The organism is Sphingobium xenophagum (genome assembly GCF_031457465.1).
GTDB lineage: Bacteria > Pseudomonadota > Alphaproteobacteria > Sphingomonadales > Sphingomonadaceae > Sphingobium > Sphingobium xenophagum_A.
Genome location: NZ_JAVDWV010000003.1, coordinates 197580 through 223720 on the forward strand (window position 1 = coordinate 197580; position 26141 = coordinate 223720).

Annotated in this window: 23 protein-coding genes; 13 read left to right on the plus strand and 10 right to left on the minus strand. The window is 62.3% G+C overall.

Annotation, left to right across the window (positions count from 1 at the left end):
* Nucleotides 1-33: 33 nt before the first annotated feature.
* The 3 genes from J2W40_RS04120 to J2W40_RS04130 are packed head-to-tail and all read right to left on the minus strand — an operon-like array spanning nucleotide 34 to nucleotide 2296.
* Nucleotides 34-780, minus strand: a complete 747-nt coding sequence (locus J2W40_RS04120) for a glucose 1-dehydrogenase (protein ID WP_310222117.1) — start codon at nucleotides 778-780, stop codon at nucleotides 34-36.
* Between the two features lie 3 nt (nucleotides 781-783).
* Nucleotides 784-1872 (minus strand): LLM class flavin-dependent oxidoreductase, encoded by a 1089-nt coding sequence (locus J2W40_RS04125; protein WP_310222118.1) that lies wholly within the window; start codon nucleotides 1870-1872, stop codon nucleotides 784-786.
* Nucleotides 1873-1918: 46 nt separating this feature from the next.
* Nucleotides 1919-2296 carry a nuclear transport factor 2 family protein gene (locus J2W40_RS04130; RefSeq protein ID WP_310222119.1) on the minus strand — a complete coding sequence of 126 codons (378 nt, stop codon included), beginning with the start codon at nucleotides 2294-2296 and terminating at the stop codon, nucleotides 1919-1921.
* A 404-nt stretch (nucleotides 2297-2700) separates the two neighbouring features.
* Between J2W40_RS04130 and J2W40_RS04135 the strand changes: the two genes are divergently transcribed.
* Nucleotides 2701-3411 (plus strand): TetR/AcrR family transcriptional regulator, encoded by a 711-nt coding sequence (locus J2W40_RS04135; RefSeq protein ID WP_310222120.1) that lies wholly within the window; start codon nucleotides 2701-2703, stop codon nucleotides 3409-3411.
* A 19-nt stretch (nucleotides 3412-3430) separates the two neighbouring features.
* Here J2W40_RS04135 and J2W40_RS04140 read toward each other — a convergent pair whose 3' ends face one another.
* Nucleotides 3431-4240: an enoyl-CoA hydratase/isomerase family protein gene (locus tag J2W40_RS04140; protein ID WP_310222121.1), complete on the minus strand. Its 810-nt coding sequence runs from the start codon at nucleotides 4238-4240 to the stop codon at nucleotides 3431-3433.
* Nucleotides 4241-4276: 36 nt separating this feature from the next.
* Nucleotides 4277-5509 carry a cytochrome P450 gene (locus J2W40_RS04145; protein ID WP_310222122.1) on the minus strand — a complete coding sequence of 411 codons (1233 nt, stop codon included), beginning with the start codon at nucleotides 5507-5509 and terminating at the stop codon, nucleotides 4277-4279.
* Between the two features lie 174 nt (nucleotides 5510-5683).
* Here J2W40_RS04145 and J2W40_RS04150 point away from each other — a divergent pair, with 174 nt between their 5' ends.
* The 3 genes from J2W40_RS04150 (at nucleotide 5684) to J2W40_RS04160 (ending at nucleotide 8518) form a co-directional block, all read left to right on the plus strand.
* Complete coding sequence (locus tag J2W40_RS04150; RefSeq protein WP_310222123.1) at nucleotides 5684-6433, plus strand: glucose 1-dehydrogenase; 750 nt, start codon at nucleotides 5684-5686, stop codon at nucleotides 6431-6433.
* A gap of 44 nt (nucleotides 6434-6477) precedes the next feature.
* On the plus strand, nucleotides 6478-7668 hold the full coding sequence (locus J2W40_RS04155; protein ID WP_310222124.1) for an MFS transporter: 1191 nt from the start codon (nucleotides 6478-6480) through the stop codon (nucleotides 7666-7668).
* A gap of 136 nt (nucleotides 7669-7804) precedes the next feature.
* Nucleotides 7805-8518 carry a TetR/AcrR family transcriptional regulator gene (locus J2W40_RS04160; RefSeq protein ID WP_310222125.1) on the plus strand — a complete coding sequence of 238 codons (714 nt, stop codon included), beginning with the start codon at nucleotides 7805-7807 and terminating at the stop codon, nucleotides 8516-8518.
* Between the two features lie 49 nt (nucleotides 8519-8567).
* Here the strand turns inward: J2W40_RS04160 and J2W40_RS04165 are convergent, their stop codons facing one another.
* The 3 genes from J2W40_RS04165 to J2W40_RS04175 all read right to left on the minus strand — a co-directional run bounded on the left by J2W40_RS04165 (nucleotide 8568) and on the right by J2W40_RS04175 (nucleotide 13190).
* Nucleotides 8568-9491: an alpha/beta hydrolase gene (locus J2W40_RS04165; protein WP_310222126.1), complete on the minus strand. Its 924-nt coding sequence runs from the start codon at nucleotides 9489-9491 to the stop codon at nucleotides 8568-8570.
* Entirely contained in the window at nucleotides 9488-10585 is a 1098-nt protein-coding gene (locus J2W40_RS04170) for an LLM class flavin-dependent oxidoreductase (protein WP_310222127.1), read from the minus strand. The genes J2W40_RS04165 and J2W40_RS04170 overlap by 4 nt, the downstream gene beginning before the upstream one ends.
* Nucleotides 10586-10760: 175 nt before the next feature.
* Nucleotides 10761-13190: a TonB-dependent receptor gene (locus J2W40_RS04175; protein ID WP_310222128.1), complete on the minus strand. Its 2430-nt coding sequence runs from the start codon at nucleotides 13188-13190 to the stop codon at nucleotides 10761-10763.
* A gap of 534 nt (nucleotides 13191-13724) precedes the next feature.
* On the opposite strand from J2W40_RS04175, the gene J2W40_RS04180 reads away from it, so the two are divergent.
* A complete protein-coding gene (locus J2W40_RS04180; RefSeq protein ID WP_310222129.1) occupies nucleotides 13725-16127 on the plus strand; it encodes a membrane-bound PQQ-dependent dehydrogenase, glucose/quinate/shikimate family in 2403 nt (800 codons plus the stop codon).
* Nucleotides 16128-16142: 15 nt separating this feature from the next.
* Here the strand turns inward: J2W40_RS04180 and J2W40_RS04185 are convergent, their stop codons facing one another.
* Complete coding sequence (locus J2W40_RS04185) at nucleotides 16143-16904, minus strand: SDR family NAD(P)-dependent oxidoreductase (protein WP_310222130.1); 762 nt, start codon at nucleotides 16902-16904, stop codon at nucleotides 16143-16145.
* Between the two features lie 251 nt (nucleotides 16905-17155).
* On the opposite strand from J2W40_RS04185, the gene J2W40_RS04190 reads away from it, so the two are divergent.
* The 3 genes from J2W40_RS04190 to J2W40_RS04200 all read left to right on the plus strand — a co-directional run bounded on the left by J2W40_RS04190 (nucleotide 17156) and on the right by J2W40_RS04200 (nucleotide 19178).
* Entirely contained in the window at nucleotides 17156-18313 is a 1158-nt protein-coding gene (locus tag J2W40_RS04190; protein WP_310222131.1) for an LLM class flavin-dependent oxidoreductase, read from the plus strand.
* A gap of 75 nt (nucleotides 18314-18388) precedes the next feature.
* Nucleotides 18389-18811 carry a nuclear transport factor 2 family protein gene (locus J2W40_RS04195; protein WP_310222132.1) on the plus strand — a complete coding sequence of 141 codons (423 nt, stop codon included), beginning with the start codon at nucleotides 18389-18391 and terminating at the stop codon, nucleotides 18809-18811.
* 34 nt (nucleotides 18812-18845) lie between these two features.
* Entirely contained in the window at nucleotides 18846-19178 is a 333-nt protein-coding gene (locus J2W40_RS04200) for a DMT family transporter (RefSeq protein WP_310222133.1), read from the plus strand.
* Here J2W40_RS04200 and J2W40_RS04205 read toward each other — a convergent pair.
* A complete protein-coding gene (locus tag J2W40_RS04205; protein WP_310222134.1) occupies nucleotides 19168-20157 on the minus strand; it encodes an alpha/beta fold hydrolase in 990 nt (329 codons plus the stop codon). The two genes, J2W40_RS04200 and J2W40_RS04205, sit on opposite strands and share 11 nt — an antisense overlap.
* A gap of 307 nt (nucleotides 20158-20464) precedes the next feature.
* Between J2W40_RS04205 and budC the strand changes: the two genes are divergently transcribed.
* The 5 genes from budC to J2W40_RS04230 are packed head-to-tail and all read left to right on the plus strand — an operon-like array spanning nucleotide 20465 to nucleotide 26131.
* Nucleotides 20465-21271 (plus strand): meso-2,3-butanediol dehydrogenase, encoded by an 807-nt coding sequence (budC, locus tag J2W40_RS04210; RefSeq protein ID WP_310222135.1) that lies wholly within the window; start codon nucleotides 20465-20467, stop codon nucleotides 21269-21271.
* Between the two features lie 37 nt (nucleotides 21272-21308).
* Nucleotides 21309-23654 carry a membrane-bound PQQ-dependent dehydrogenase, glucose/quinate/shikimate family gene (locus tag J2W40_RS04215; RefSeq protein ID WP_310222136.1) on the plus strand — a complete coding sequence of 782 codons (2346 nt, stop codon included), beginning with the start codon at nucleotides 21309-21311 and terminating at the stop codon, nucleotides 23652-23654.
* The gene (locus J2W40_RS04220) at nucleotides 23651-24139 is read left to right on the plus strand and encodes a 2,4'-dihydroxyacetophenone dioxygenase family protein (protein WP_310222137.1); all 489 of its coding nucleotides are present in this window, start codon (nucleotides 23651-23653) and stop codon (nucleotides 24137-24139) included. The genes J2W40_RS04215 and J2W40_RS04220 overlap by 4 nt, the downstream gene beginning before the upstream one ends.
* Nucleotides 24140-24152: 13 nt before the next feature.
* Nucleotides 24153-25376 carry an NADH:flavin oxidoreductase/NADH oxidase family protein gene (locus J2W40_RS04225; protein WP_310222138.1) on the plus strand — a complete coding sequence of 408 codons (1224 nt, stop codon included), beginning with the start codon at nucleotides 24153-24155 and terminating at the stop codon, nucleotides 25374-25376.
* Nucleotides 25373-26131, plus strand: coding sequence for an SDR family NAD(P)-dependent oxidoreductase (locus tag J2W40_RS04230; RefSeq protein WP_310222139.1), 759 nt, complete (start codon nucleotides 25373-25375; stop codon nucleotides 26129-26131). Before J2W40_RS04225 ends, J2W40_RS04230 begins: the two co-directional genes overlap by 4 nt.
* Nucleotides 26132-26141: the final 10 nt, after the last annotated feature.

The window sequence follows — 26141 nt, forward strand, 5'->3', positions numbered from 1 at the left end:
GGCCGCTTGCCGGGCCTTCCTCTTGTTGCGCCGTCAACCGGCGATCATTGCGCCGTCGACCACATGTTCGGCCCCCGACACGAAACTGGCTTCGTCCGACGCCAGGAATAAGACGACGTTGGACACTTCCGAAGGCTGGGCCAGCCGACCGAGGGGAATGGCGGCAGCCGCGCCCCCGCCATGCTCGTCGGTCGCGGCGATCATCATCGGCGTCAAAATATAGCCCGGATGCACCGAATTGACCCGGATGCCGGCATAGCCAAACTGCGTTGCGATTAGCTTGCTCATGCCGCGCACGGCGAATTTGCTGGCGCAATAGGCTGCGTTTGAGGATTCTTTGGTGCCCAGCATCCCCGCGATCGAGGAGATGTTGACGATTGAACCGCCACCTGCCCCGATCATGCCGGGGACCACCGCCTTCATGCCCAGGAAGACGCCCAACTGGTTGATCGCGCAGACCTGAAGGAACTCGGCCTCCTCAAAATCCAGCAGGCCCTTCACTGGGCCGATGACGCCCGCATTATTGATCAACACCGTCACCGGGCCGAAACGGTTTTCGGCCGTAGCGACAACGTCGGTCCAGTCCTGCGCAAGGGCTACGTCGTGGCGCAGGAAGAGCGCCGCATCGCCCAGTTCCGCGGCCAGCGCCGTTCCGCCCGCCTCGTTCACGTCGGTCAGCACGACCTGTGCGCCTTCCCGCACGAACAGCCGGGCATGGGCTTCGCCCATGCCCTGCGCCGCGCCCGTGATAATGGCGACCTTGCCAGCGAGCCTGCCCATGGTTCAGGCCGTGACCGTCTGCTTGGCGTCCGACAATTTAGGCGCGACCTCCTTCACAAGCAGTTCCATCGACCGCTCCCAGGGTTCGGGATTGTCGATATAGTCGTGGCTGTAGACCAACAGCGTGCCGAACGGTCCACCCAGGTCGCTGAACCAGGCTTCCATCTTCTGCCGCACGGTTTCGACTGATCCCACGATCCAGACATGTTCGGCCAAATAGTCCGCATCCACGTCCGCCGGATCGACGGACGGATCATGCAGCAGACCCTTGAGGACACCGAAACGCTCATAGGTCGGCTTGATATATTCTTTCCAGGCAAGGCCGATCCCGCCCTCGGTGGCCAGCTTGCGCGCTTCCTCGTCGGTGTCGGCGACGATCACGTCGCGCACGACGCGGTGGGCCGACCGGTCGGACTCGCGCCCTGCGGCCTTCATCGTGTCGCGATAGGTTTCGAAATGACTGCGCAGGAACGGATTGCCGGCATAGACCGACGCTGGCAGGAAGCCATGCGTCCCGGCAAAGCCAATCGACGGCGACGGCGCGCTGAGGCCCGTCATCGCCATCTGCATCGTCCCGCCCCAGGGGCGCACGTCGCGCAGCGGCTTGTTGGGACTGGCTTGCGGGAAACCCGCGTTCCAAAACTGCCCTTCAAACTCGAAGGGTTCGCCCTTCCAGACACGCTCCATGATGTCGATCGCTTCGAGCATCATGGCGTGATTGCCCGACATGTCCTTGATCCCGCGCACGGCGGCGTCGGTCGGATAGGCGCCGGTGGCGACGCCCAGCATATAGCGCCCTTCCAGTATCTGGCTGAGCCAGGCGGTCTGGATCGCGAGCGTGGCCGGATGATGGTAGGGTAGAAGATGGGCCAGCGGCCCGAACTTGATCTGGCTGGTCTGGAGCGCGGCGGCCGCAATCACCAGTTCGGGGCTGGGAATGCCTTCCCAATTGAGCGTACCATGCTCACCGACCCAATATTCGCTGAAGCCGATCTTGTCCGCGTGCACCGCCTGACGCAGCGCCCATTCGAACACCTGCCGCGGCGTGCGCTCTGGGCGCACGAACGGCGTCTGGAACATCCCAACCTGCATCACTCACCTCTTCTGCGAAATATTATCCTATGGATGAGGCAGCGCCTCAGCCATGATCCTTCCATTCGACCAATATGCCGGCCGCATCAAACCGCATCACGCTGCAAAATTTCAGGCGGAAAGCTTCCCCTTCCGCGCCGAAGCCGGGAAGGTCCACGCTGGCCGTCCCCACATACCAAGCTTCACGCACCACAATGTCGCCCGCCACCGTCACCCGTTCGGGCGCTTCGAAATGGCGGTCCGGCACATAGCTGTCGGCAAAATCGCGCAATACACCCAGCAACGCATCGCGACTGGTCATCTCAAACGCCCGGTTGAAATGCGCGAAATCGAGATCGGGCGCCATCAAGCGCTCCATCACATCGAAATCCTTGGCATTATATGCGTGAATCAACGCCTCTGCCGCTGCGGCCACGTCAACCATTTCGATTCTCCCGGCATGTGGAAACACATGGCAACCGGCCTGTAATTCTGGAAAGGCATAGGGAAATAGTGGGACAACGGCCCATCTTCCTCTCCTTCATTTCGCGCCGTTCGGCCCAGCAATCTGTTCTCTTATACCGATCTAGCTACATCCAGGCTTGCTCGACGTCAATTATAAAATCGACGTTTTATCGGAAAAATTTCGCCAGTTTGAGCCCTAGCCTTCACAAGTGTCGGCTTTCCGCCATTTCTGCCACACGCAGCCATTAACCCTTGTGTTGATTTTCCTGCATCTGTCAGGCTTTAGGGTTGCGGAGGATGCCAACCCAAGGCAGTAAGAGTGAGACAGAAGCGTGTATTGGGCGGCGTTCGCGGTCCGCGCGCGGTGTGGACTTGGAGGCCTTCGTGGCGACAAAAGAGGCCGTTGGAGAGTCGGAGCAGGTCGCATCGGACACCGCGAGCGCATGGGACAGCCTGCTGGAGGAAATCGCCCACCGGCCCAAACGGGCGACGGAGCGCAAGCAGGACCGCGCCAAACGCACCGAGCAACAGATATTGAACGCGGCGCTTCGGGTGTTCGCGCGCGACGGCATTTCCCGATCGCGGATTGCCGACATCGCGGCGGAGGCCGGCATTTCCACCTCCACTCTCTATGAATATTATAAGAGCAAGGAGGATCTGGCCTATGACGTGCCATTGTCCCACCTCGCCGAATTTTTTGAAAGCTATCATGCGAACGCCGCCAGCCGCACGTCTGCGCGCGAGCGGCTGCTACTCTATCTGGTGATGTCCGCCGATTACGCGCGCGAACATGCCGAATGGGCGCGGTTGCTCTATCTGGAAATCTGGCCCAGCGTCTTCGTCAGCGATACCGAACTGCGCCATAGCATCGACGACTTTACCCGCGTGATCCTGTTCCTGGTGAAGGAAGGCGTGGCCGAAGGCTGGGTCGCCCCGGACCGCAATCCTTATGAAACGGTGGCGGTGCTGATCGGCGGCGTCAACCAACTCATCATCACCTGGCTACTCTATCGCAAGCCCAAGAATCTAACGCGCGCGGGCACCGAAATGGCCGAGCGGCTGATCGCGATGCTGGAGAATGAAGTCCGCCGGTAATGCTGGGCGGAAGAACAGCCTAGCGATCGTCATAGTGCGGCGTGCGATGGTCCAGAAAGGCGCGCACGCCCTCCGCGCCGTCGCTGCCGACGGTCAGTTGCGCAGTGAAGGCTTGCGCATCCAGATAGGCTTCGGTCCAGCTCATGCCTTCCATACGGGCGGACGCGATCTTGCGAGCGCGGATCGCAGGCAGGCTCTTCCCTGCAATAGTGCGCGCGAGCGCCATGGCGCGAGGCAGAACTTCAGCGGTGGGCAAGACATAGTTGAAAAAGCCCGTCGGTTCGAGTTCGCGCGCCGTAAAGCGTGCGCCGCTGAACAGCATTTCGCGAATCTTCGCCTCCGGCATGTTGACATGGGCGAACAGGCCCGCCCCGCCCGCAACCAGGCCATAATCAATCTCCGGGCAGGCGAAGGCAGCGTCTTCGGCCGCGATGCGCATGTCGCACAGAGCCGCCAAGATCATGCCGATGCCGATCGCCGCGCCCGATATCGCGGCGATCACCGGCCGGTCGAGCCGATAGAAACGCGGCAACTGGGCATTGATGAAGGCATAGCGCGCCTTTCGCCCCGCGACGTCGATGCCATCGAAATCATCCAGGTCGGCGCCGCCGCACCAGGCGCGCGCGCCCGGTGGCGCGGCAAGCACCATCGCCCGGATATCCTCGCTGGCCGCGACATGGTCGGTGATGGTGCCGATGGCTTCATAGACGTCGATCGACACCGCATTGACCGGCGGCCGATCGAACAGGATGAGCGCGACGCCATCGTCCATCACGTCCATGGTGAAGGCGCCGAACGTCTTGCGGCGCAGGACATGGGCGGTCATCATATCGCATTTCCCGTAGCGAAAGGCCGGAGGGCGGTATCAGACATCCCATACCAGGGTGAACGGCTTCACGCTGCCCACGATGCCGTTGGAAAAGCGCAGCGGCTCGTCCCGTGCCAACCGAAATTCGGGGATGCGCGCGAACCATTCACGCAGGACCGTCTTCATCTCCATTCGCGCCAGATGCGCGCCGGGGCAGGTATGCGACCCCTTCCCGAAGGTGGAATGTTTGCGCGCGGTCCGACCGAGGCGAAATTCCAGTGGATCATCGTTCATGGCGTCATCTAGCGCCACGACCACGGTCGGGGCCATCACCATCTCGCCCGCCTTCAGTTCCACGCCCTCGAAAATGACATCCTGCTTCACTTCCCGCGAGGATGAGACGACCGGGAAACGGCGGAAAAATTCGAGTAGCGCGTCGTCGATCCGTGACGGATAGGCGGCGATCGCCCGGCGCAGATCATGGTCGCGGGCGAGATAGGAGAAGGTGAAACCCAGCATATTGACGACGGTGTCAAGACCACCGACCAGCACCTGGATGCAGATATTCTGTGCCTCAAGATCAGTCAGCGGCCGCCCGCCGACCTGGCCGTTCACCATACGGCTGATCATGTCCTGCCCGTCTGCGCCGCGCCGCGCCGCGATGACCGGGGTCAGATAATCGCGAAACAGTTGCGAGACTTCAGGATAGGTCAGCGACCCGTCAGGCCGCGTGAACTGGTCGGCCAGATGCTTGAGCTTGGGCAGGTCCGCCAGTGGCAGGTCCACGATCTGCATGAAGATGCGGACGGGCAGTTGCTCGGCAAATTCCTCCACGAAATGGCATTGACCCTTGGCCCGGAAGCCCTCGATCAGACTGACCGTCAGGTCGACGATGCTGTCCTCGATTGGCTTGAGCGGCTTTGGCCCCAGATTTTCGTTGAGCAGATTGCGGAAGGGTCGATGTTCGGGCGGATCAAGCGACAGCGGGATGAGGCGATAGGCCTCCCCCGCCGTATCCTTGGGCACCAGCACCGTGCGGTTGGAGAAGCGATCGGAATCTGACATCACCACATCGGAAATATCCGCTCGCAGCGCGACCCAATGTCCTCCATTATGCGGGGTCCACATCAGCGGATAGGGCACTTCGCCCATCAGCGCGTGCCAACTGGCGTGAAAATCGCTGCCTTCTGGAACGTCGCGATATATGTCGAAGTCGAAGACGCGATCGTCGGGTACATTGTCGGGCCGTTGCGCCAGCATCGTCGCCGTGGCGGTCATATCCGAAACCATATCTCTCTCCCTTGGGCTGGCGCTGTGGCACCCAGCATCGGCTGACACCTTATCCACCGCATCGGAAAATTAAAAGATTTTTCGTCGGTTTTTATATATTATATTGCCGAAATAACTGGTATCATGAATGTAATTTATATATTTTGCGATAATTCGTCGGTTTTGGAGAGCGTAATGAAGCGATTGAAAGGTAAGGTGGCGATTATCACCGGTGCCGCACAAGGCATGGGCGCGGCGCATGCCCGCCGCTTCGTGGCCGAAGGTGCTAGGACGCTATTCACCGACATCAATGAAACCGCAGGCGCGGCGCTGGCCGAAGAACTGGGCGACAATGCCCTCTTCGTACAGCAGGACGTGACGAGCGAAGCGGACTGGCAGGTGGTCGTAGAAACGGCCGAGCGGCATTTTGGCCCAATTAGCGCCCTCGTCAACAATGCTGGCATCATCGGCCCCGTCGCCAAGGCAGCCGACCTGTCCGAAGCCGATTTCCTGAAGGTCTGCGCGATCAACCAGACGTCTGTCTTCCTGGGCATCAAACATGCGGTCCCGTCGATGATCCGCGCGGGCGGCGGCGCCATCGTCAACATTTCCTCCATTTCAGGCATCGTTGCGATCTACGGCACGCCCAATGTCGCCTATGCCGCCAGCAAATTCGCGGTGCGCGGCCTCACAAAACAGGCGGCGATCGAATATGGCGAACATGCGATCCGCGTGAATTCCGTCCACCCCGGTTATATTCGCACGCCGATGATGACGCAGGCCTTGGATGACGATCAAATCAGGATCGCTAGCGAATCTGTACCGATCAAGCGCGTAGGCGAAGTGGAGGATGTGTCGAACCTGGTCGTCTTCCTGGCGTCGGACGAGGCCAACTTCATCACAGGCACCGAATATATCATTGATGGCGGGCTGACCGCCCTTTGACGGGTGGCGCGTCCCTAACCGAATGGCGGCACAACTGGCATCTGGTGCTGCTGACCGTCATTGGCATTACCTGCGTGCCGACGACCCTGCCGGTCTATATGATCGGCCTGTTCGTGGCACCGCTGCAGGCCGATTTCGGGTGGAGCCGGGGCACAATCCAGGGCGCGATATTGTGCAGCACCGGCCTCGGCCTGGCCGGCGGCCCGATCGCGGGCTGGCTGGTGCAACGGATCGGCCTCAGGCGGGCGATCCTGTCCGGCCTGATCGGCATGGCGTGCGCGCTCGCACTGGCGGCGACGATCAGCGGGTCGCTGTGGCATCTCTACCTCGCCTATGCGCTGATCGCCCTGATCGGTGCCGGGACAAGCGCGGTGACATGGAGTTGCCTGATCGCAGAGCGATTCGCGGCGAGCCGCGGGCTGGCTCTCGGCATCGCGTTGTCGGGCAGCGGCCTGTCAGCGGTGCTGATGCCGCGCCTGGTGATGTTGGGCATGGAATGGGGCGGATGGCGGATCGGCTATCTGTTGCTGGCAGCCTTTGCGCTGCTGATCATCCTGCCGCTTTGCGCGTTGATGTTGCCGCGAGAGGGCCAGCGTGCGTCGGGTGGCACCACTGTCCCCGTCCCGGCCCGATCCGGCCTACCGCTCACTGCCGTATTGCGGGACCGTCGTTTTTGGCTGATCGGAACCAGCACAGCGGCCATCTATCTGGCGGTTGGCGGCCTCATTCCCAATCTCGTACCCGCGCTCGGCGACCGGGGCCTGCCGCTTGCCGAGGCGGTGACGATCATGGGCATATTGGGCGGCGCCATCATTGCGGGCAGGATCATCGTCGGCCTGTTGATCGACCATGTCTGGGCACCGCTGATAGCGACGAGCATCCTGCTGCCGGCTGCCGGCGCCTGCCTGCTGATGGCGAGTGATGCGGGCTTTGCCGCCTATGCAGTCGCCGCCGCGCTGCTGGGCGCAGCGACCGGCATGGAGTTCGACATGCTGGGCTTTCTGGTGGCGCGCTATTTTGGCCTCGCCGATTTCGTGCGCATCTATGGCAGGCTTTACATGTTCGTCGCGGCAGCGGCGGGTACGGCGCCCTTGGCCTATGGCGCGCTGTACGACCATTTGCGCAGCTACGACATCGCCTTCACCCTGTCGGCACTGCTGCTGGCGGGTGGCGCGGCAGGGCTGCTCGCGCTCGGCCGCTATCCGGTCGATCCTATCAAGGCGAACGCGGCCTGACCGCGGTGCCCCACGTGGTCCCAACCGAAATTTCTTCGTGAACATTCCCATGAGCACCCATATGCTCCATGGAACTTAAGGGAGACGCGGCCTCTTTTGCCTTCCCGCCCCATACGGCATCACCTAGGAGATCATAGTGCCAGCAAAAGACGTGATGACGGCCCAGCCGCCGATGGTACCGGAATCCGATAATGGCTGGGACAGTTTGTTGCAGGAAATATCGCATCGGCCCAAGCGCGCGACCGAGCGGAAGCAGGACCGCAGCAAACGGACAGAACAGCAGATATTGACCGGCGCGCTGCGCGTCTTTGCGCGCGACGGCATCTCGCGATCCCGCATCGCCGACATCGCGGCGGAGGCCGGCATTTCCGCCTCCACTCTCTACGAATATTACAAGAGCAAGGAGGATCTGGCCTATGATCTGCCGCTGTCCCACCTCGCCGAATTTTTCGAAGGCTATCATGTGGCGGCCGCGAACAAGACGACGCGCGAACGGCTGCTGCTCTATCTCGTCATGTCGGCTGACTATGCGCGCGAACATGCCGAATGGGCGCGCCTCTTCTATCTGGAAATCTGGCCCAGCGTGTTCGTGACCGACACGGACCTGCGCCACAGCATCAACGACTTTACCCGCGTCCTGCTGTTTCTGGTCAATGAAGCGATTGCGGAAGGATGGATTGCCCGGGATCGCAACATTTATGAAACCGTCGCGATGCTGACTGGCGGGATCAACCAGATCATCATTACCTGGCTACTCTATCGCAAGCCCAGGAATTTGACCAAGGCGGGCAACGAGATGGCCGAACGGCTGATCGCCGTGCTGGAGATAGAGGCGCACGCGAAGCAATGAGGCAGTCCGACCGCGGCGGCGTCGCCCCGGCAAAGCCTGGCTCTGTCCGTTAGTCCTTGGCGAAATGTCCACGCACGAACTGGCCGATCTGGTCCAGCGATCGATCCGCTTCCGCCAGGAAAGGGAAGAGTGTCCAGATATGCACCATGCCTTCAGCCAGCACGAGTTCGACTTCGCCGCCCTCTTCCCGTACGCCCGCAGCCAGCCGTACCGCGTCATCACGTAGCGCCTCTGCATCGCTGGCGGTCAGGAAGAGCGGCGGCAATCCATGATGCTGGCCCCATACCGGGGAAGCCAGAGGATGAGCGCGCGGATCGCGATCCTCGATGTAGACCTTGCCCATTTCCACGATCATGGTGCGGTTGATCAAAGGATCAATGCCATCCAGCGTGATGGCAGACTCCCCTTCCCCCGCCAGGTCGAGCAGCGGCGATATCGCGACTCCTGCCTGCGGCAGTGGCAGGCCCGCGTCCCGCGCTGCCATGAGGACCGCGATCGCCAATCCTCCGCCAGCAGAGTCGCCGCTCACGATCAGCCGATCAGCGCCATGAAGGTCAAGCATCGCGCTATACGCTGTCATCGCATCGTCCACGGCCGCCGGATAAACATGGTCGGGTGCGAGCCGGTAATCGGGCACGACCACCGGCGCGCCGCAAACGCGCGATAGCCGCTCCGCGAAGTTGCGATAGGCCTGGGCGCTGCCCATCACATAGCCGCCGCTGTGGAAATGCAGTACGGCGCGGCCATCGGCATCGCCAACGCCGGCCGCCGTCACCTTGAGCGCGGCAACGCTGTTCAGGTCGATTGCCTCGATCCGGGCGTCGTTGGGAACGGGGAAGGTCGCGCAAAGCGCTTCGAACCCGTCGCGCCACGCACTGATCGGCGCGGTCGGTTCGGGCGTCGCCGCGCGAAACAGATCGATCGCGCGCTGGTGGTCCGCGCTGGTGGACACCCCGACCATCGCGCGCGTCAAGCCGCGGCCGTCGCGTAATCCCGCGCCATCGCCTTGGCGTCCGGGATGACCTTATCGCCGAAGAGTTGCAACGACATCATCGCTTCGTCACGGCTCATGCCGCCATAGAAGAAGCAGCCCGCCAGGCTGATTTCAGGCCCCAGGACTCGGAGGCGCTCCTCGACGCGGGCCAACACCTGCGCTGGCGTACCAACGCCCACCTGTGCGTCGACATAGGCCTTGGCCGCCGCCTCGACACCCATTTCGCGCAGCGCGGCGGCCCCTTCGGCGTAGGATTGATAGGCAGATGATTTGGCGAAATGGTCGCCAGTCATCTCATAATGGCGGACCACAGTCTGATAATAATTGCCGGCATAGATATAAGCCAGTTCGCGTGCTTCGTCTGCGTCTTCACGGATCAGATAGAAGTCATCCATGATGATATGCGGGCGGCGATCGGGATGATGGGCGCGGAAGGCATCGCGATATTCGTTTAGCAGCGGCAGCATCCCGTCCAGTGGCTTGGTCACGAAGGTCAGCAGACGCCCGCCGATCTCGCCGGCGGTGCGGGAGGATTCGGGGGACATGCCGACGGCGCAGAAACTGTCCGCCATCGACGCGCGCGGGGCAGGGTGCACCGGGGTCGGGGTTTGCGGATAATATTTTCCCGTGCCCTCGATCACGCCGCTGCGCAGCGCGCTCAGCACCATTTCGAGCGCCTCGTCGAACCGCTCGCGCGACTCATCCATGGGGATGCCCATATGACTATATTCCATCTTGGCGAGGCCGCGACCGAACCCGGCGATGCAGCGGCCGTCGCTCAGATGGTCGAGGAACGCCAGCTTTTCGACCACGCGCAGCGGATCGTTCCATGGCAGGATAACCGCGCCCAGGCAGAGCTTGAGCGTCGTCGTCTTCGCCGCGAGATAGCTGAGCGGCAGGAAATTGTCGGGACAGGCCGAATAGTCGATATCGAAATGATGTTCGGGAGAGCAACAAATATCGAAACCCAGCCCCTCCACCTTTTCCATCAGCGACAATTCGTCCTGAACGAACTGGAGCGGGCTGCGGATGTTGCCGGGGTTCTGCCAAACCGGCGTGTAGATAATGTCCATTAACCTCTCCTTGCTTTCGCCGGGCCGCTGCATGAGCCGCCAATGTCATCCATTCTAATATCCGATATATTATCGGATTTATAGTCTTCGTTGATGCTGTTTACGCGCACGCCTGGTGCGACTGGGCCCAAAAACGGCGCCGCTCCCAACATGGAAACGGCGCCAGTCGCCCCTTTTATTTGATCTTGAACGACATGGTGACGCCATAGGTCGCCGGCATACCGGCCAGGCGGCCTGCCGAGGCGCTCGCCGGAACCACCGCAGCGATATAATATTTGTTGAAGACATTCTTGCCCCACAACATGGCCTTCCACGCGCCGCCGGGTGCCTCATAGCCAAGCCGTGCATCCACTGTTGCATAACCGGGAATCTTGTAGACAAGTCCGATCGGCGCCTGCTTGCGGAATTCAGCAGGATTGTCCGGCCACACAATCCGGCTGCCGCCCAGCGCGGCGTCCTGAGAGCTGCGGAAATTAGTCGATACGCCAACGAAGGGACCGCCATCGCCCGGCGTGCGATAATCGATCGATGCCGTACCCGACCATTCGGGCGTGTATGGCAGCGCGTCGCCGAAAGCGCCGAAATCATTGACTTCGCCAATGATGTTGTAATCACGCGGCGACACCGGCCCCTTCTGCAGCTTTGAGTTCAGATAGGTGACGCCGCCCGATAAAGTCAGCCCTGCAGCCGGACGGATCGTGACATCCGCTTCGCCGCCGTAGATGCGCGACTTGGGGATATTGATCAGGATATCGAGTACGCCAAAGAGCGGATCAAGCAGCTTGCCGCGGATTTGCTTATTCCGGTAGTCATAATAGAAGCCCGCCGCGTTGAACTGCACCGCACGGTCGAACAACTGGGCCTTCACGCCCGCTTCATAGGCCGTCACGGATTCCTGCACGACAGGTTGCAGGCCGACATAGCCTGACGCCGCGAGCGCCGGGAAGCTGCCAGCCTTGTAGCCGCGCGAGACGTTCGCATAGAGCAGCGTCGTATCGGTCACTTTATAGTCGACACCCACCCGCCAGGAGACATTGTCTTCCTTCAACGTCTTGCGGAAGGGTTCGCCCGGCACATTATTGTCATTGAGGGTGTAGCAACCCTCCGGGCCGATCGGCGTGAAAGGCACGGTGCCGAGCAAACCGCCGAGAAAATTAAACAGGTCGTTCACATAGCCGTTCGCATCGGTGAAGCCGCAATTATAGGCCTTGTTCTTCGACTGAGTATAGCGCACGCCGCCCTTGAGGGTCAGTTGCGAGCTGATATCAAATTCAAGATTGCCGAACGCGGCATAGTTGGTGATCTTCTGCTCCATCAAGTCGCCGCTGAAGTTGATGAACATCAGGCCGGCATTGTTGGTGTCATTGTCATAATAGCGCAGATGCTGAAGCTCGCTCGTCGTGCTGCGCTCAAAATTGCCACCAATGATATAGCGCAGCGCTGACGTGCTGGCGTTGGCGATCCGCAATTCCTGGCTGAAGGACGTCAACTTGCCGTCCGACTTTTGAAGATCGAAACCGACGGCGACCACACCCTCACCATCGGTACGCTGGTTTTGCTTGAAATGGTCATAGGTGGTGATCGACGTCAAGGTCATGTCATCGGTCAGGTCATAGTCTGCCCGGACGGAAGCCTGAATGAAGGTTCGCTTCGACTTGGGCGAGAAATCGGCGAGTTCATCCGTCGGCGTGCCAGCCGGGCCACCAAAGGGATCGACCGAAAAATGTGTCCAGTCCGCGACGCGGGCATTGCCGAAAGCAAAGGGCTGGTTGGCATAGATCGGTTTGACATTGGTGAAGTCGGTCGGGCTCATCGCCACATATTGGATGGCCTGCGGGTCGGACGTGTCGCGCGACCCGTTCAGGTTGAACGCCAGCTTCAGCCGCTCCGAAGCCTGCCAGTCCAGCAGGATACGGCCCGCGATATAGTCCTGCGATCCGTTGGTGTCGGTCGGGCGCGTCAGGCTATATTGCCAATCGTTGAGGTGATGCGCCGTCATGGCGATGCGCCCGTTCAGATTTCCTGTCAGCGGCCCGCTGATATAGGCATTGCCGTCGATCTGGTTGAACCGACCATAGGTAATGTCGCCGCCGGCTTCGAATGTATCGGTCGGTTTCGCGGCAATATAGTTGATCGCACCGCCGGTCGCGTTCTGACCGAACAAGGTGCCTTGCGGCCCCTTAAGCACTTCGATCCGCTCCAGATCGAAGGCTGCATGCGAAGCCATTACCGGGAAAGGTAGCGGCGCCTGGTCGATATAGACGGATACGGCCGGATAGACGCCCAGCGAGCTTTCGTTGAAACCGACCCCCCGCAGCGTGAAGATGGGCGTGTTGGTGACCGACGGCGTGAAGGTCAGGCCTGGAACAGCGGACGCAACGTCGGAAAGGGAAACGATCTTGCGATCCTGCAATTGTTCCGCGCTCAGGGCAGTTATGGTCAGGCCGACCTTATTGATATTCTCCTGCCGCTTGTTTGCGGTCACGATGATATCCGCATATTGCGAGGGTTGTGCGGTTGAATCCTGTGCTTCCTGAGCCTGCGCGGCGGTTCCCATGACCAGCCCCGCAACGCCCGACAATAAAAGCGCCTTTGCAGCGTTCATTTCGGCATCCTCCCATTTTCTTCGCTTTTTTACGAAGCCGAATTAGTATCGGATTTTTGGCAACATCCTGTCAACCGAAATGATGTATGGTCCTACCAATATAATTTCTCTTTTTTATTCAATATATTATACATTGAGCTTCAACCAGAACCGCCGCCGCTTGCACCGTTGCTCAAGAATGCAATGTCGTTGCGGCGGTCTACGCACCACGCAAAGGGAGCATTGGTTGGCTATTTCGCCTGTGCCAGCGACGGAGGATAAGGGTATCGGCCGTTGCCATTCGGCGAGAGCCGCCCGTTTTACGCCAACAGCCATGATAAGAGGCCTCCGATCTGACGCTCCCAAACCATTCAACCTGAACGGTTTTTCTTCCAACGCGCGTGACGTAGGGCGGGTCGATATGTGGGACTCCCACGTCGCCGGAACCCACCGCGATCGCAATTCAAGAATCGGCTTTAATCCGAATTAATTTCGGTTACTATCGAGTCGTAGAGGATGTGTACGAAGAAGTGGCACGATAGGGAGAGGACGAACATGCCCCAGGATTTGCCCAGCCTGGCTGTGGCGAACAGCGATCGAAACGATGGCGTTCGCCGGTCCCGCCTCGCCGTCCGCATCGTCGCATGCTTGCTGGTGTCGATCGCTTTTGTCCTGATCATCGGCGGAGGCCAGCTCGTTTTGCTGGGCGGCTCGCCTTATTATCTCCTTGCCGGCCTCTCGATCGGTGCCACCGCCATCCTGTTATGGCGCGGCGACCGGCGGGGTGCCTGGATCTATGGCACGATGCTGACGGCGACGCTGGTCTGGGCGCTTTGGGAAACCGGTGGTGACCTCTGGGCGCTGGCACCGCGTCTCATCGGCCCGGCGGTCGTCGGGCTGTTGCTGCTATTGCCGCCCGTCCGTCGAGGTTATGGCGCGCCGCCAATCCACGGCGGCTGGTTCGCCGGTGGCGGCGTGCTGATGCTCCTGCTGTTCGCCAGCGGCGCGTGGCTGTCACAACCGGTCGCGACCGACAATGCCGCCGCCTGGCCCGCCGCAGCTCCGCCCAGCGAATGGCGACAATGGGGCAATGGCGCGGGTGGCGATCGCTTCGCCACCGCAGCGCAGATCACGCCCGCCAATGTCGCCCGGCTGCAACCCGCCTGGTCTTTCGAGACGGGCGCGAAGCCGCGCCCCGGCGGCGCCGGCGCGCTGGCGTTCGAGGCGACGCCGATCAAGATCGGCAACCGGCTGTTCCTGTGCTCGCCGCACAATGTCATTTTCGCGCTCGACGCGACTACCGGCCGCCAACTCTGGCGGTTCGACCCGCAGACCAAGGATATGGGCCATGCCTTCGCCAACTGCCGCGGCGTCGCCTATCATGCCTTTGCCGACCCCACCGCGCCCTGCGGCGAGCGGATATACAGTGCGACGATCGACGCGCGCCTCATCGCGATCGACGCGCGCACCGGCGCGCGATGCCGCGATTTCGGGCGCGATGGCGAAGTGTCGCTGATCGACGGGATCAGCAACTACTCTTCTGTACTCTATTATGTGACATCGACCCCGGTCGTGTCCGGCAATGTCGTGGTCACCGGCTCCTATGGGCTGGACGGGCAGAAGATGGACCAGCCGTCCGGCGTCGTGCGTGCCTATGATCTGGCCAGCGGCAAGCCGGTGTGGGCATTCGACCCCGCCGCCCCCGAACGCGGGACGCCGCAGGCGCGCTATGCGCCGGGCACCCCCAATATGTGGAGTGTGGCGAGCAGCGATGAGAAATTGGGCCTCATCTACTTGCCCTTCGGCGTTGCCACGCCGGATTTCTTCGGCGGGCACCGTTCATCCGGTGCAGAGCGTTTTTCCAACGCGATCGTCGCCGTCGACAACCGCACCGGGCGGCCGCGCTGGACATTTCAGACGGTGCATCATGACCTGTGGGACTATGACGTCGCGTCGCAGCCGGTGCTGACCGACGTTCGCGTCGGCAACAGGATGGTTCCCGCGCTCGTCAGCATCAGCAAGACCGGCCAGAGCTTCTTACTGGACCGAGCGACCGGCCGCCCATTGTCGCCAGTCGTGGAGAAGCCGGTGCCACAGGGCGCTGTGCCGGGAGACTGGACCGCACCAACCCAGCCCTTTTCAGTAGACATGCCCGCTTTTGGCGCGCCGCCGCTCACAGAGGCGACGATGTGGGGGCTGACCCCGCTCGACCAACTCTGGTGCCGCATTGCCTTCCGCAAACTCCGCTATGACGGCGCTTTCACCCCGCCGCGGCAGGACTGGTCGATCCAATATCCGGGGTCGGCCGGCGGCGTGAACTGGGGCAGCGTATCGATCGACCGGCAACGGCGAATCATGATCGTCAACAGCACCAATATGCCCACGCTCAACCATCTGATTAGCGCGGAGGAAGTGAGGGCGCTCGGCCTTGCTCCGATGGGCACGCCGGGGCAGACGCCGTCGCTGGAACGCTTCCGTCTGGGCGTGCCGCAGACCGGCGCGCCCTATGGTGCGCAGAACCATATGTTTCTATCCCCGCTGGGCGTGCCATGCATCCAGCCGCCCTTTGGCACGCTGAGTGCTGTCGATCTGGATCGTCGCACGCTGTTGTGGAGCCAGCCGATCGGCATGGCCGACAGCATGGGATCGCTGGGCATCCCGTCCCACTTGCCCTTCACCATCGGGCTGCCGACGCTCGGCGGGTCTATCACGACCGCCAGCGGCCTGACCTTCATCGCCTCGACACCGGACCGACGTTTCCGCGCGATCGAGACGGCGACGGGACGGCTATTGTGGCAGACCAGGCTGCCCGCCAGCGCCAATGCGACGCCGATGACCTATGTCGGGAATGACGGACGGCAATATCTGGTGATCGCGGCAGGCGGCAGCGCCGCATTGGCGAGCAACGAACGCAATGTTCTTGTCGCCTATGCCCTGCCGCAGGTCAGCCCACGCTGACCTGCGGCAGGGCATTTAACGGGCGAGCAGGCCGCCATCCACGGGCAGGCTGATCCCGTTCACGAACGGGCAGAGGTCCGAGAGCAGCCAGCGTGCCGCCTCCGCCACATCGTCGGGCTGACCGAACCGGCCGACGGAATGGCGCACCAGCAGCGGTTCCAGCGCCGCGGCGAACCCCGCATCGTTGAACAGCCGCTCCTCCGTCATCGGCGTCAGGATCAGGCCCGGCAGCACTGCGTTGACCCGCACCTGCGTTTCGCCATATTCGCATGATGCCGCGCGGGTCAGGCCGGTCACGCCCGCCTTGGACGTGGCATATTCCGCCATGTTGGGCGATGCCGCCACCGCCGCGCCGGACGCGGTGTTGACGATGGCACCGCCGCCCGACTGGCGCATCTGCGCGATCTCATGCTTCATGCAAAGAAACACGCCGTTCAGGTTGATGTCGATCACCCGGCGCCATTCCGCGAAGCTGAGGTCCGGCACGATCTTGCTGGCGAATTCGATCCCGGCATTATTGAACGCGCCGTCCAGCCGACCGAAGCGCGCCACCGTCGCCGCGACCATGGCGGCGACCGAATCATCGTCGGCGACGTCGCAGGCGACGAAGGCGGCTTCGCCGCCCGCAGCACAGATGGCTTCGGCCGCTGCTGCGCCTGCGTCCGCGCTCCGATCCGCAATCATCACGCGGGCACCGTCGCGCGCGAACAGATCCGCCGCGGAACGGCCAATCCCGGAAGCGCCGCCGGTTATAATGATAACCTTGTCTTTCAGCATGTCGGTCCTCTCCTTACCTTCCGCCACCGTCCTGACTGCGGAATTGCGGGTAAATTATCGAATCTTGTCGGAATCTGCCGGGGCGCATATATAGTTGTCGGGGATATTTATCGCTATTTCACGGATCACGTCAATATTTTCCGAATATATGTCGGATTGACAGCGTCGTGATGACCCGGCACAAGATCGCACCCAGAAGAGGCGCCGCCGCCTTAAGCGCGTGCCCGCCCCCAAAAGAGCTGGAGAGAAACATGCGATTTTTCGAAGACAGAATGCGGTTCGGGATTTTCATGGGGCCTTATCACAAACCCAACCTGAACCCGCTCGTGTCGTTCCAGCAGGACATGCAGACGGTCATCAACCTCGACGAACTGGGCTTTGACGAGGCGTGGATCGGCGAACATCATTCCGGCGGTATCGAGACGATCGGCAGCCCCGAACTGTTCATCGCCGCCGCGGCCGAGCGGACCAAGCGCATCAAGCTGGGCACCGGGGCAATCACCCTGCCCTATCACAACCCTCTATGGGTCGCGGACCGCATCGTGCAGCTCGACTATCAGACGCGCGGCCGCATGATGTTCGGGGTCGCACCGGGTCAGCTCGTGCAGGACGCGCAGATGATGGGCCTTCACCCCTCGCAAAACCGCCAGCGGTTGCAGGAAGCACTGGAGGTCATCATCCCGCTGTTCAAGGGCGAGCGGGTGACGCGCAAAACCGACTGGTTCGACTTGCAGGACGCGCGGCTCCAGATGCTGCCTTATTCCAATTTCGACATGGCCACGGTCAGCGTCCTGTCCCCGTCCGGCCCGCTGCTCGCTGGGCGGCATGGCATGGGGATGCTGTCGGTCGCAGCGACCGACCCGGACGGGATCGAAAAGCTGCTGGGCCATTGGGAGATTATGGAACAGGAAGCCGCCAGTCACGGCCAGCCCAAGCCGTTGCGCAAGGATTGGCGCCTGATGGGGCCGATGCACCTGGCTGAAACCATGGAGCAGGCCAAGGAGGATGTCCGCTACGGCCTGTCGATGCTGGAGGATTATCGCGCGCATATCAATCCGGCACCCGACATCGACTGGTGGGACATCGACAAAATCGTGGACATGCTGAACGAGAGCGGCGCGGCCGTGATCGGCACGCCGGAGATGGCGCGCGCGCAGATCAATCGCCTGATCGAAAAGTCCGGTGGCTTCGGCACCTATCTGCTGATGGGCGTGGATTGGGCGCGCTATCCCGCGACGGTGCGCAGTCACCAGCTCTTCGCGGAGGAAGTCATGCCCTATTTCAACGGCTTGGGCGATCCCCTGCGCAAGAGCTTCGAGGAGGTGATGGCGACGGGCTATGCCGGCGCGCAACTGACCGCGGCGGCGCAGGCGTCGATGCTCGAAAAATATCAGCGCGGATCGGTTTGAAGACGTGCGTTCCCGCGACCGATGCGGCCGATAACAGGATGTCGGCCGCATGAGCGGCACGGCACGCAGGAGAGGATGAGTGACATGCCGATAGCCTATAATGACGACGAAGCCATGGTCCTGGAGTTTCTGGATCATTGGGACAGCGGCAATGTCGATGTCCTGCTCGACTATTTCGCCGAAGGCGCCAGCTATATCGACATGCCCCTTCCACCGCGCCACGGGCTGGACCAGATCCGCCTTTATCTGGAAAAGATCTTTTCCGCCTTTGCGGTGCGGATCGAAACGCTCAACATCGCCTCGCGTGACACCATCATTTTCACCGAGCGCGTGGATTATCTGCAGTCCAATTCCGACCCGTCCGTGGTCGTGCCGCTACCTGTGACCGGCGTGATGGAGGTGCGCGAGGGCAAGATCGTCGCCTGGCGCGACCATCTGGACCTGCGGACGGCAGAAGACGGTCTAGGCATCACCATAAGACCAGTTGAAAACGCCTGAGGGCAGCATTTCATCACAAGCGGGAGGGTATTTCATGGGGGAATTGACCGGCGCGACCCTGGGGCTGTTCCTGGCCGCCACGCTGTTCCAGCTGTTAGGCGCGTCATTGTTGCCGATAACGCGCGGCATGACCATGATCTGGCCCAGCGCCGCCGTCTTTGTCTGTTATGCCGTCGGCCTGATCTGCATGGCGCGGCTGGTCGTGTCAGGGGTAAACCTCAGCCTGCTGATCCCAATCATTACCTTGGCCATCATCGTCGGATCGGTGATTGTCGGTATCAGCGTCTATGGCGACAGCCCCTCCCTCACCAAGCTCGCCTGGTTGGGCGGCGCGATCTTTTGCATGGGCGTTTCTTTCAGATATTAGGGCCATCGCCCGGGCGGTCCGCGACGTCGGACAGGAATTCCAGCAACGCTGCCGTTACTTCGGACGGGCGTTCGGCCGGCGTCCAGTGCCCGCAACCCGGCAGCATACGCTCCATCCGCAGGTCGGGACAAAGCGTGCGCTGCGTTTCCAGCCCACGGTCGAACATCAGTAGCACGATCTCCCGGTCACCGCATAGGAAGCCGGCCGGTTGCCGAATGGTCTGGTCGCCATAGGCACGGGCCTGCGCTTCGTTCGCGTCCCAGTTCCTGTACCAGCAAAGCGATCCATAAAAGCCGTTGCGCGCAAAGGGTTCGGCATGGGCGTCCAGTTCCGCGTCGCTCATGAAGGACAAAGGCCCCTCCGGTGGCGACATCAGACCGGGCAATAGGGGCGCGTCCAGAGGACGGGGCTTCAACCATTCACCGAAGGGTGCGTCGCCAGACAGGGCATGGAATATCCGCTTAAGGCTATCCCTGGCATCGCGCCCCAATTCCTGCTCGGCTGGTCCGACCTGCTCGAAATAGCGCATATAATAAAAGCGGTCGGGATAGGCGGAGTCGAACCATTCATGCGCGCTCACCGGGCTGGGCAGGCGATGCGGCACGCCCAGGGAGAAGACGGCGCGAACCCGATCGGGAAAGCGCTGCGCCGTGCGCCACGCCACCGGCGATCCCCAGTCATGGCCCACGGAGACCCACGTCCGTTCCCCTAGCGCATCGGCGATGGCGGCGATGTCGTCGGCGGCATGATCAATGCTATAAACGTGCGGGTCTTCCGGGGCGGATGATGCGCCATAACCCCGCATGTCGGGAACCGCGACACGATATCCCGCGCCCGCTAGCGGACCGATCTGGTGACGATAGCCCAGCCCCAGGTCGGGCCAGCCGTGGATCAGGATGACGAGCGGCCCGCTCCCCGCGACGGTCATGGACAGCGTGGCATCGCCCGATCGAACGGATATGCGCTTCGCGCTGGTCATGGCAAAATCCTCCCCAACTACGCGGCGGGCATAGCCGGATCGTAGATTTCATGCGAGATAAAATCGACCTTGATTCGGATTATGAACGATTAGACAACAGGCCTTACCTTTCATGAAACAACCGGCCAAGAGTTGCCCGATCACATGATCGGAATTGCTTCTAGCCGCCGTACCTGAGTTTCCTGCGACAATCGCCGCCATCACTCCCCGCACGCCACGTCAGAAAGCACTTGTCTTTTTATAGCTATTTTCCGACAATGATTCGGATAATGGCGAAAGCCGCACATATTTCGGAATGGAGAGGATATTGACCCAGCAATTTGAGGGTAAAGTCGCGCTCGTGACAGGCGGCGCTTCGGGCATCGGCGCGGCCTTCGCCCGTACCGTCGTGCGCGATGGCGGCCGGATCGCGATCGCCGATCTCAATGAGGATATGGGGCGGGCGCTGGTCGCCGAATTGGGTACGGACAAGGCCAGCTTCACCCGCACCGACGTCTCACAGCAAGACGATGTCATCGCCTTTGTCGATGGTGCCGCGGCGCATTTCGGACGGATCGACATATTGTTCAACAATGCTGGCATCGGCGGCATGGGCACCACGCTGGACCTGGACGCTGCAGCTTTCCGGCGGGTGATAGAGGTCGATCTCTTTTCGGTTTTCTATGGCTGCAAGGCGGCGTTGCCACACATGTTGCGCAACGGATCGGGGGCGATCGTCAACAATGCCTCCATTGCCGGGATGCTGGGCGATTTCGGCATGACCGCCTACAACACGGCCAAGGGGGGCGTGGTCAACTATACCCGCGCGCTGGCGATGGATATGGCCAAGTCGGGCATCCGCGTGAACGCCGTCTGCCCTGGCTGCGTCGACACCCCCCTGTTTGCGGGGCTAAAGGCCGCCGAAAGCGTGTTCGACAATTTCATCCGTGCGGTGCCCATGGCCCGGATCGGCCAGGCTGAGGAAATCGCCGAAGTTGTCGCCTTCCTGGCGTCGGACAAGGCATCCTATATGACCGGCACGGTAATCCCGGTCGACGGCGGGATCACCGCCACATCCGGCTTCCCCGATCTCGCGCCTTTCATGGAGATATTGCAGAAGGGCTTCAACGCATGACGGCGGTGATGGCCGTTTCAGGGCGATCGCCCCGGTCATGATCTGGCCGGTCCGCCTTGTCGCCGCGCTGCTGCTGATCATCGGACTGATCGTGGCTGCGGGCGGGGCACATCTGATCTGGCTGGGCGGATCGCCTTATTACCTGCCGGGCGGGAGCGCAGTGGCGCTGAGCGGTTACTGGCTGTGGCGCGGCGACCGCCGGTCCGGATGGCTCTATGCGCTGTTCCTGGCCGTCACGATCGTCTGGGCACTGTGCGAAGTCGGGTTGGATGGCTGGCAGTTGACCGCCCGGATCGTCGGCCCGGCGCTGTTCGCCCTTGCTTTTCTGCTGTCCTTCATCCGCCGCCGGGTGGGCAAAGGTGCGATTGCGGCGGGGCTGGTCGGCTTTGCCAGCTTCCTGCTGATCCTCGGCTGCGCACTCCAATCGCCCATGGAGATAGCGGCCCTCTCCGGCCGGACCAACACCCCGATCGCCATTCCCGGCGATCCCGGCCAATGGCCAGCCTGGGGGCGCGATACCGCAGGCACGCGCTTTTCGCCACTTACGCAGATCACGCCAGCCAATGTCAGAAAGCTGCAACTCGCCTGGACCTTCGACACCGGCCACGACCCGATGAGCGCGCCCGTCCCCAGCCCGCTGCAATCCACGCCGCTGATGGTGGACGGCAAACTGCTGCTTTGCACCCAGACTAACATCGTCTTCGCGCTCGACCCGGAAACTGGCAAGCAGCTCTGGCGCTTCGACCCAAGGGTCGATCCGAAGGGCGGGTCGGCGGTGCGGACCTGTCGCGGCGTCGCCTATCATGATGGCGGCGCAGCAGCGCCCGCCCCATGCCCGCGCCGCGTTATCACCGCAACCTACTGCGCGCAGTTGATCGCACTCGACAGTGCCACCGGGAGACCCTGCCCCGGCTTTGGCCAACGCGGCTTTGTCGATCTCAATCAGGGCATGGGACGCACCGCGCCCGGCCTCTATTACGTCAGCTCGGCGCCGGTGATCATCGGCGACGTGATCGTGCTGGGCGGCTGGGTCGCGGACAATGTCAGCACGGACGAGCCGTCGGGCGTGGTGCGCGGCTATGACGTAATCACCGGCGCGCTGCGTTGGGCCTGGGACATGGGTAACCCTAACAATATGCATGGACCGCCGCCAGGCGACACCTATACCCGCTCCACGCCCAACAGTTGGGCGCCGATGAGCGCCGACGCAAAGCTGGGCCTGGTATTCGTCCCCACCGGCAATGCGACGCCGGATCATTTCGGCACCTATCGCTCCGCGCAGAGCGAGAAATACAGCAGCTCCGTCGTCGCGCTGGATGTCGCTACCGGTGCGGTGCGCTGGTCCTTCCAGACCGCGCATCACGACCTGTGGGACTATGACGTCGCCTCGCAACCGACCCTGATCGACCTGCCTGCATCCGGCGGCACGATCCCTGCGCTGGTCCAGCCAACCAAGCGCGGCGAACTATTCCTGCTCGACCGCCGCAGCGGTAAGCCCCTGGCCGAGGTCCGCGAACTGCCGGCGCCGCAGGCAGGCAAGGTACCGGAAGAACGCCTCTCCCCCACCCAGCCTTTCTCGGTCGGCATGCCCTCTCTCGCGGGTCGTCGAATCAGCGAGCGCGACATGTGGGGCATCACCCCTATCGACCAATTGTGGTGCCGCATTCATTTCCGCAAGCTGCGCTATGACGGCCCCAACACGCCGCCAGGGCTGACCGAATCCCTGCTCTACCCCAGCCTGGGCGGGGGCATGAATTGGGGCGGGGTATCCTATGATCCCGAACGACGGCTGCTGATGGTCAACAGCATCTATTATCCCACCCTGATGCAATTGGTCCCGCGCGCTGCAGCGCGCGGCGGTAAGGGACCGAGGGCGAGCCATAACGCCACCGATTTCGCCGCGCCGCTGCCCATGGCGGGCACCCCCTATGCCGCGCGGCTGCGCGGCTTCACCAGCCCGCTCGGCACGCTCTGTCTCGCGCCGCCCTACGGCCGCATGACCGCGATCGACATGACGACGCGCAAGATCGCTTGGCAGCGACCCGTCGGCACGGTGCGCGACAGCGGCCCGCTAGGGCTGGAAGTCGGCCTGCCGGTCCGCATGGGGATGCCCGGTTTCGGCGGCACGCTGGTCACGCGCAGCGGCCTAATCTTCTTTGGGGGCGTGAAGGAACGTGCTTTCCGCGCGTTCGCGACGGATACGGGCAAGGAACTGTGGTCGGTGCGAATGCCCGCCAGCGGCAACGCCAATCCCATGACCTATGTCGGACCCCGCACCGGACGGCAGTTCGTGGTCATCGCCGCCACCGGCCATGTCACGTCGCAATCCTTTCCGCTCGGCCGCACCTTCCACGCCTATGCGCTGCCACAGGAGGCGAAATGACACCTGACCATCCCGCCGGAGCTTTTCGGCACAGCGAATTGCTGCTGAAAACCAGCAGCCAAGACGAGCGCGAATGGGTGCCCGCCGCCATGGATGGCGTATGGATGCGCCCGTTGATGTTTGACACTGTGTCGGGCGCATGGGCCAATGTCACTCGCATCCGGGCGGAGGGCAAGATCAGCCGCCACGCCCATGCCTGCCCGGTCCAGGCTTATGTCCTGTCGGGCCAATGGCGTTATCGGGAGCGCGACTGGATCGCCACCGCCGGCCACTATCTGCTGGAGCCGGCCGGCGACACCCATACGCTGATCGGGCTGCCCGGTGGATCGGAAACGCTGTTCTGGATCGCTGGGTCGTTGATCGAACTGGACGATGACGACCGGCCCGTCGGCCAGTCCAATGTCTTCACCCGCATCGAACAGAGCGCCGCCCATTTCGAGAAAGTCGGCCTGGGCCGCGATTATGTCCGCCGTTACATCCGCTAGGGAAGAAAAGATCATGCCCCCCGCCCTTACATATCCGTTGACCCTGCCCTGCGGCACCGTGCTCAAAAACCGTATCGTCAAAGGCGCTATGACGGAAGGCATCGGCACGCCGGACAATCGCGCGACCGACGATCATGCCGCGCTCTACGGCCGCTGGGCGCGGGGCGGCGCAGGCCTGCTGTTGACCGGCAACGTCCAGATCGACCGGCGCTTCGTCGAGCGACCCGGCAATGTTGCGATCGACGGCAATGGCGGGCGGGAACAACTTGCCGCCTATGCCGCCGCAGGGCGTGAGAATGGCACCCATATCTGGATGCAGATCAACCATCCCGGACGCCAGGCGGGTGCGTCACCTGACACTTTCGTCGCGCCATCCGCCATACCCTTGGTGGGCGGCGCAGGCATGTGCCGCGCACTGAGCGTCGCGGAAATCGGAGACATCCAGCGTCGCTTCGTCCATGTCGCCGTCACGGCCCGCGACACGGGCTTCACGGGCGTGCAGGTTCATGCCGCGCATGGCTATCTCCTGTCCCAGTTCCTCAGCCCCCTGACCAACAAGCGCGACGACGATTGGGGCGGCAGTCTAGATAACCGGGCGCGGCTGCTGCTCGACATCGTCAGCGCCATTCGCGCGGCAACCGGCCCCGACTTCCCCGTCTCGGTCAAGCTCAACAGCGCCGATTTCCAGAAAGGCGGTCTGACCGAAGAGGAATCGATCCAGATCGTCCACTGGCTTTGCGCGGCAGGCATCGACCTGCTGGAGATTTCGGGCGGCAGCTATGAATCGCAAGTCATGGTGGGGCGCGAACAGGACGGCACGCTGCTCAAAAAAGAATCGACCATCGTGCGCGAAGCCTATTTCCTCGATTTCGCCGCACGGCTTCGGCCGCATGTCTCCGTCCCGCTCGCGGTCACCGGCGGTTTTCGCAGCCGCTCCGCCATGGCGCAGGCGCTGGAAACGGGCGCGCTCGATGCTGTCGGCATTGCCCGCCCGCTCTGCCTCGACGCTGGCCTTATCGAAGCGCTGCTGGACGGTCGTATTGATCGCCTGCCCTCCCCGGACGATCAGCCGGGGACGGAGGCGCAGGCGACCATCGCTTATTATTTCAACCAAATTCGCCATCTGGCGACCGGCGATCCAATCGAGACGGACATCGACTGGCAAGCGCAACTGGATCAGCATAGCGCTTATGATGCGGCGCTGACCCAACGCTATCTTGCGACCTTCGCATCATGACGGGCCGCCCCCTTATCGACCTCGACGGTCGCCATATCGCTCTTGTCGGGGCGGCTGGCGAACTGGGTGCGGCCATGACAAGCCTGCTGCTCGATCTTGGCGCGCATGTGCTGGCGATCGACCGGGATGCCGCCGCGCTCGATGCCATGGCCGGCCCGTCGCGCCTGCGCACCATCGTCGCCGACGTCGTGGACGAGGCCGCGATGATCCGTGCCTTCGATACGCTGGAGGCGCCGCTCGACGGCCTGGTCAATGGCGCGGCGATTGAGAATGCGGCGACGCCGATCGCCGCGCTCGACACCGCGCTGTTCCGCAAGGTGATGGACGTCAACGTGACCGGCCTGTTCCTTGGCATGAAACATGGCGTGCCTCACATGCGCACGCCCGGCGGAGCGATCGTCAACATCGCCAGCACGGCGGGCGTCAAGGGCGCGGCCGGTATGGGCGCCTATGTCGCGAGCAAACATGCCGTGATCGGCCTCACCCGCTGCGCCGCAATCGACTATGGACCGGCGGGCCTGCGCGTCAATGCACTCTGCCCCGGTCCGCTTGACGGACGGATGATCGACGCGATCATGGGCAGCAAACCCGGTGCGCCGTCCGACCGCGCCAAAGCACGCATGGCGGCAATCCCCAGCCGCCGCTTTGGCCAGATGGCGGAGGTCGCAAGGGCCGCCGCCTATCTGCTGTCGGACGCTTCCACCTATGTCAACGGTGCCTGCCATATGGTGGATGGCGGCATATCGGCGATATGATGCGATCGGG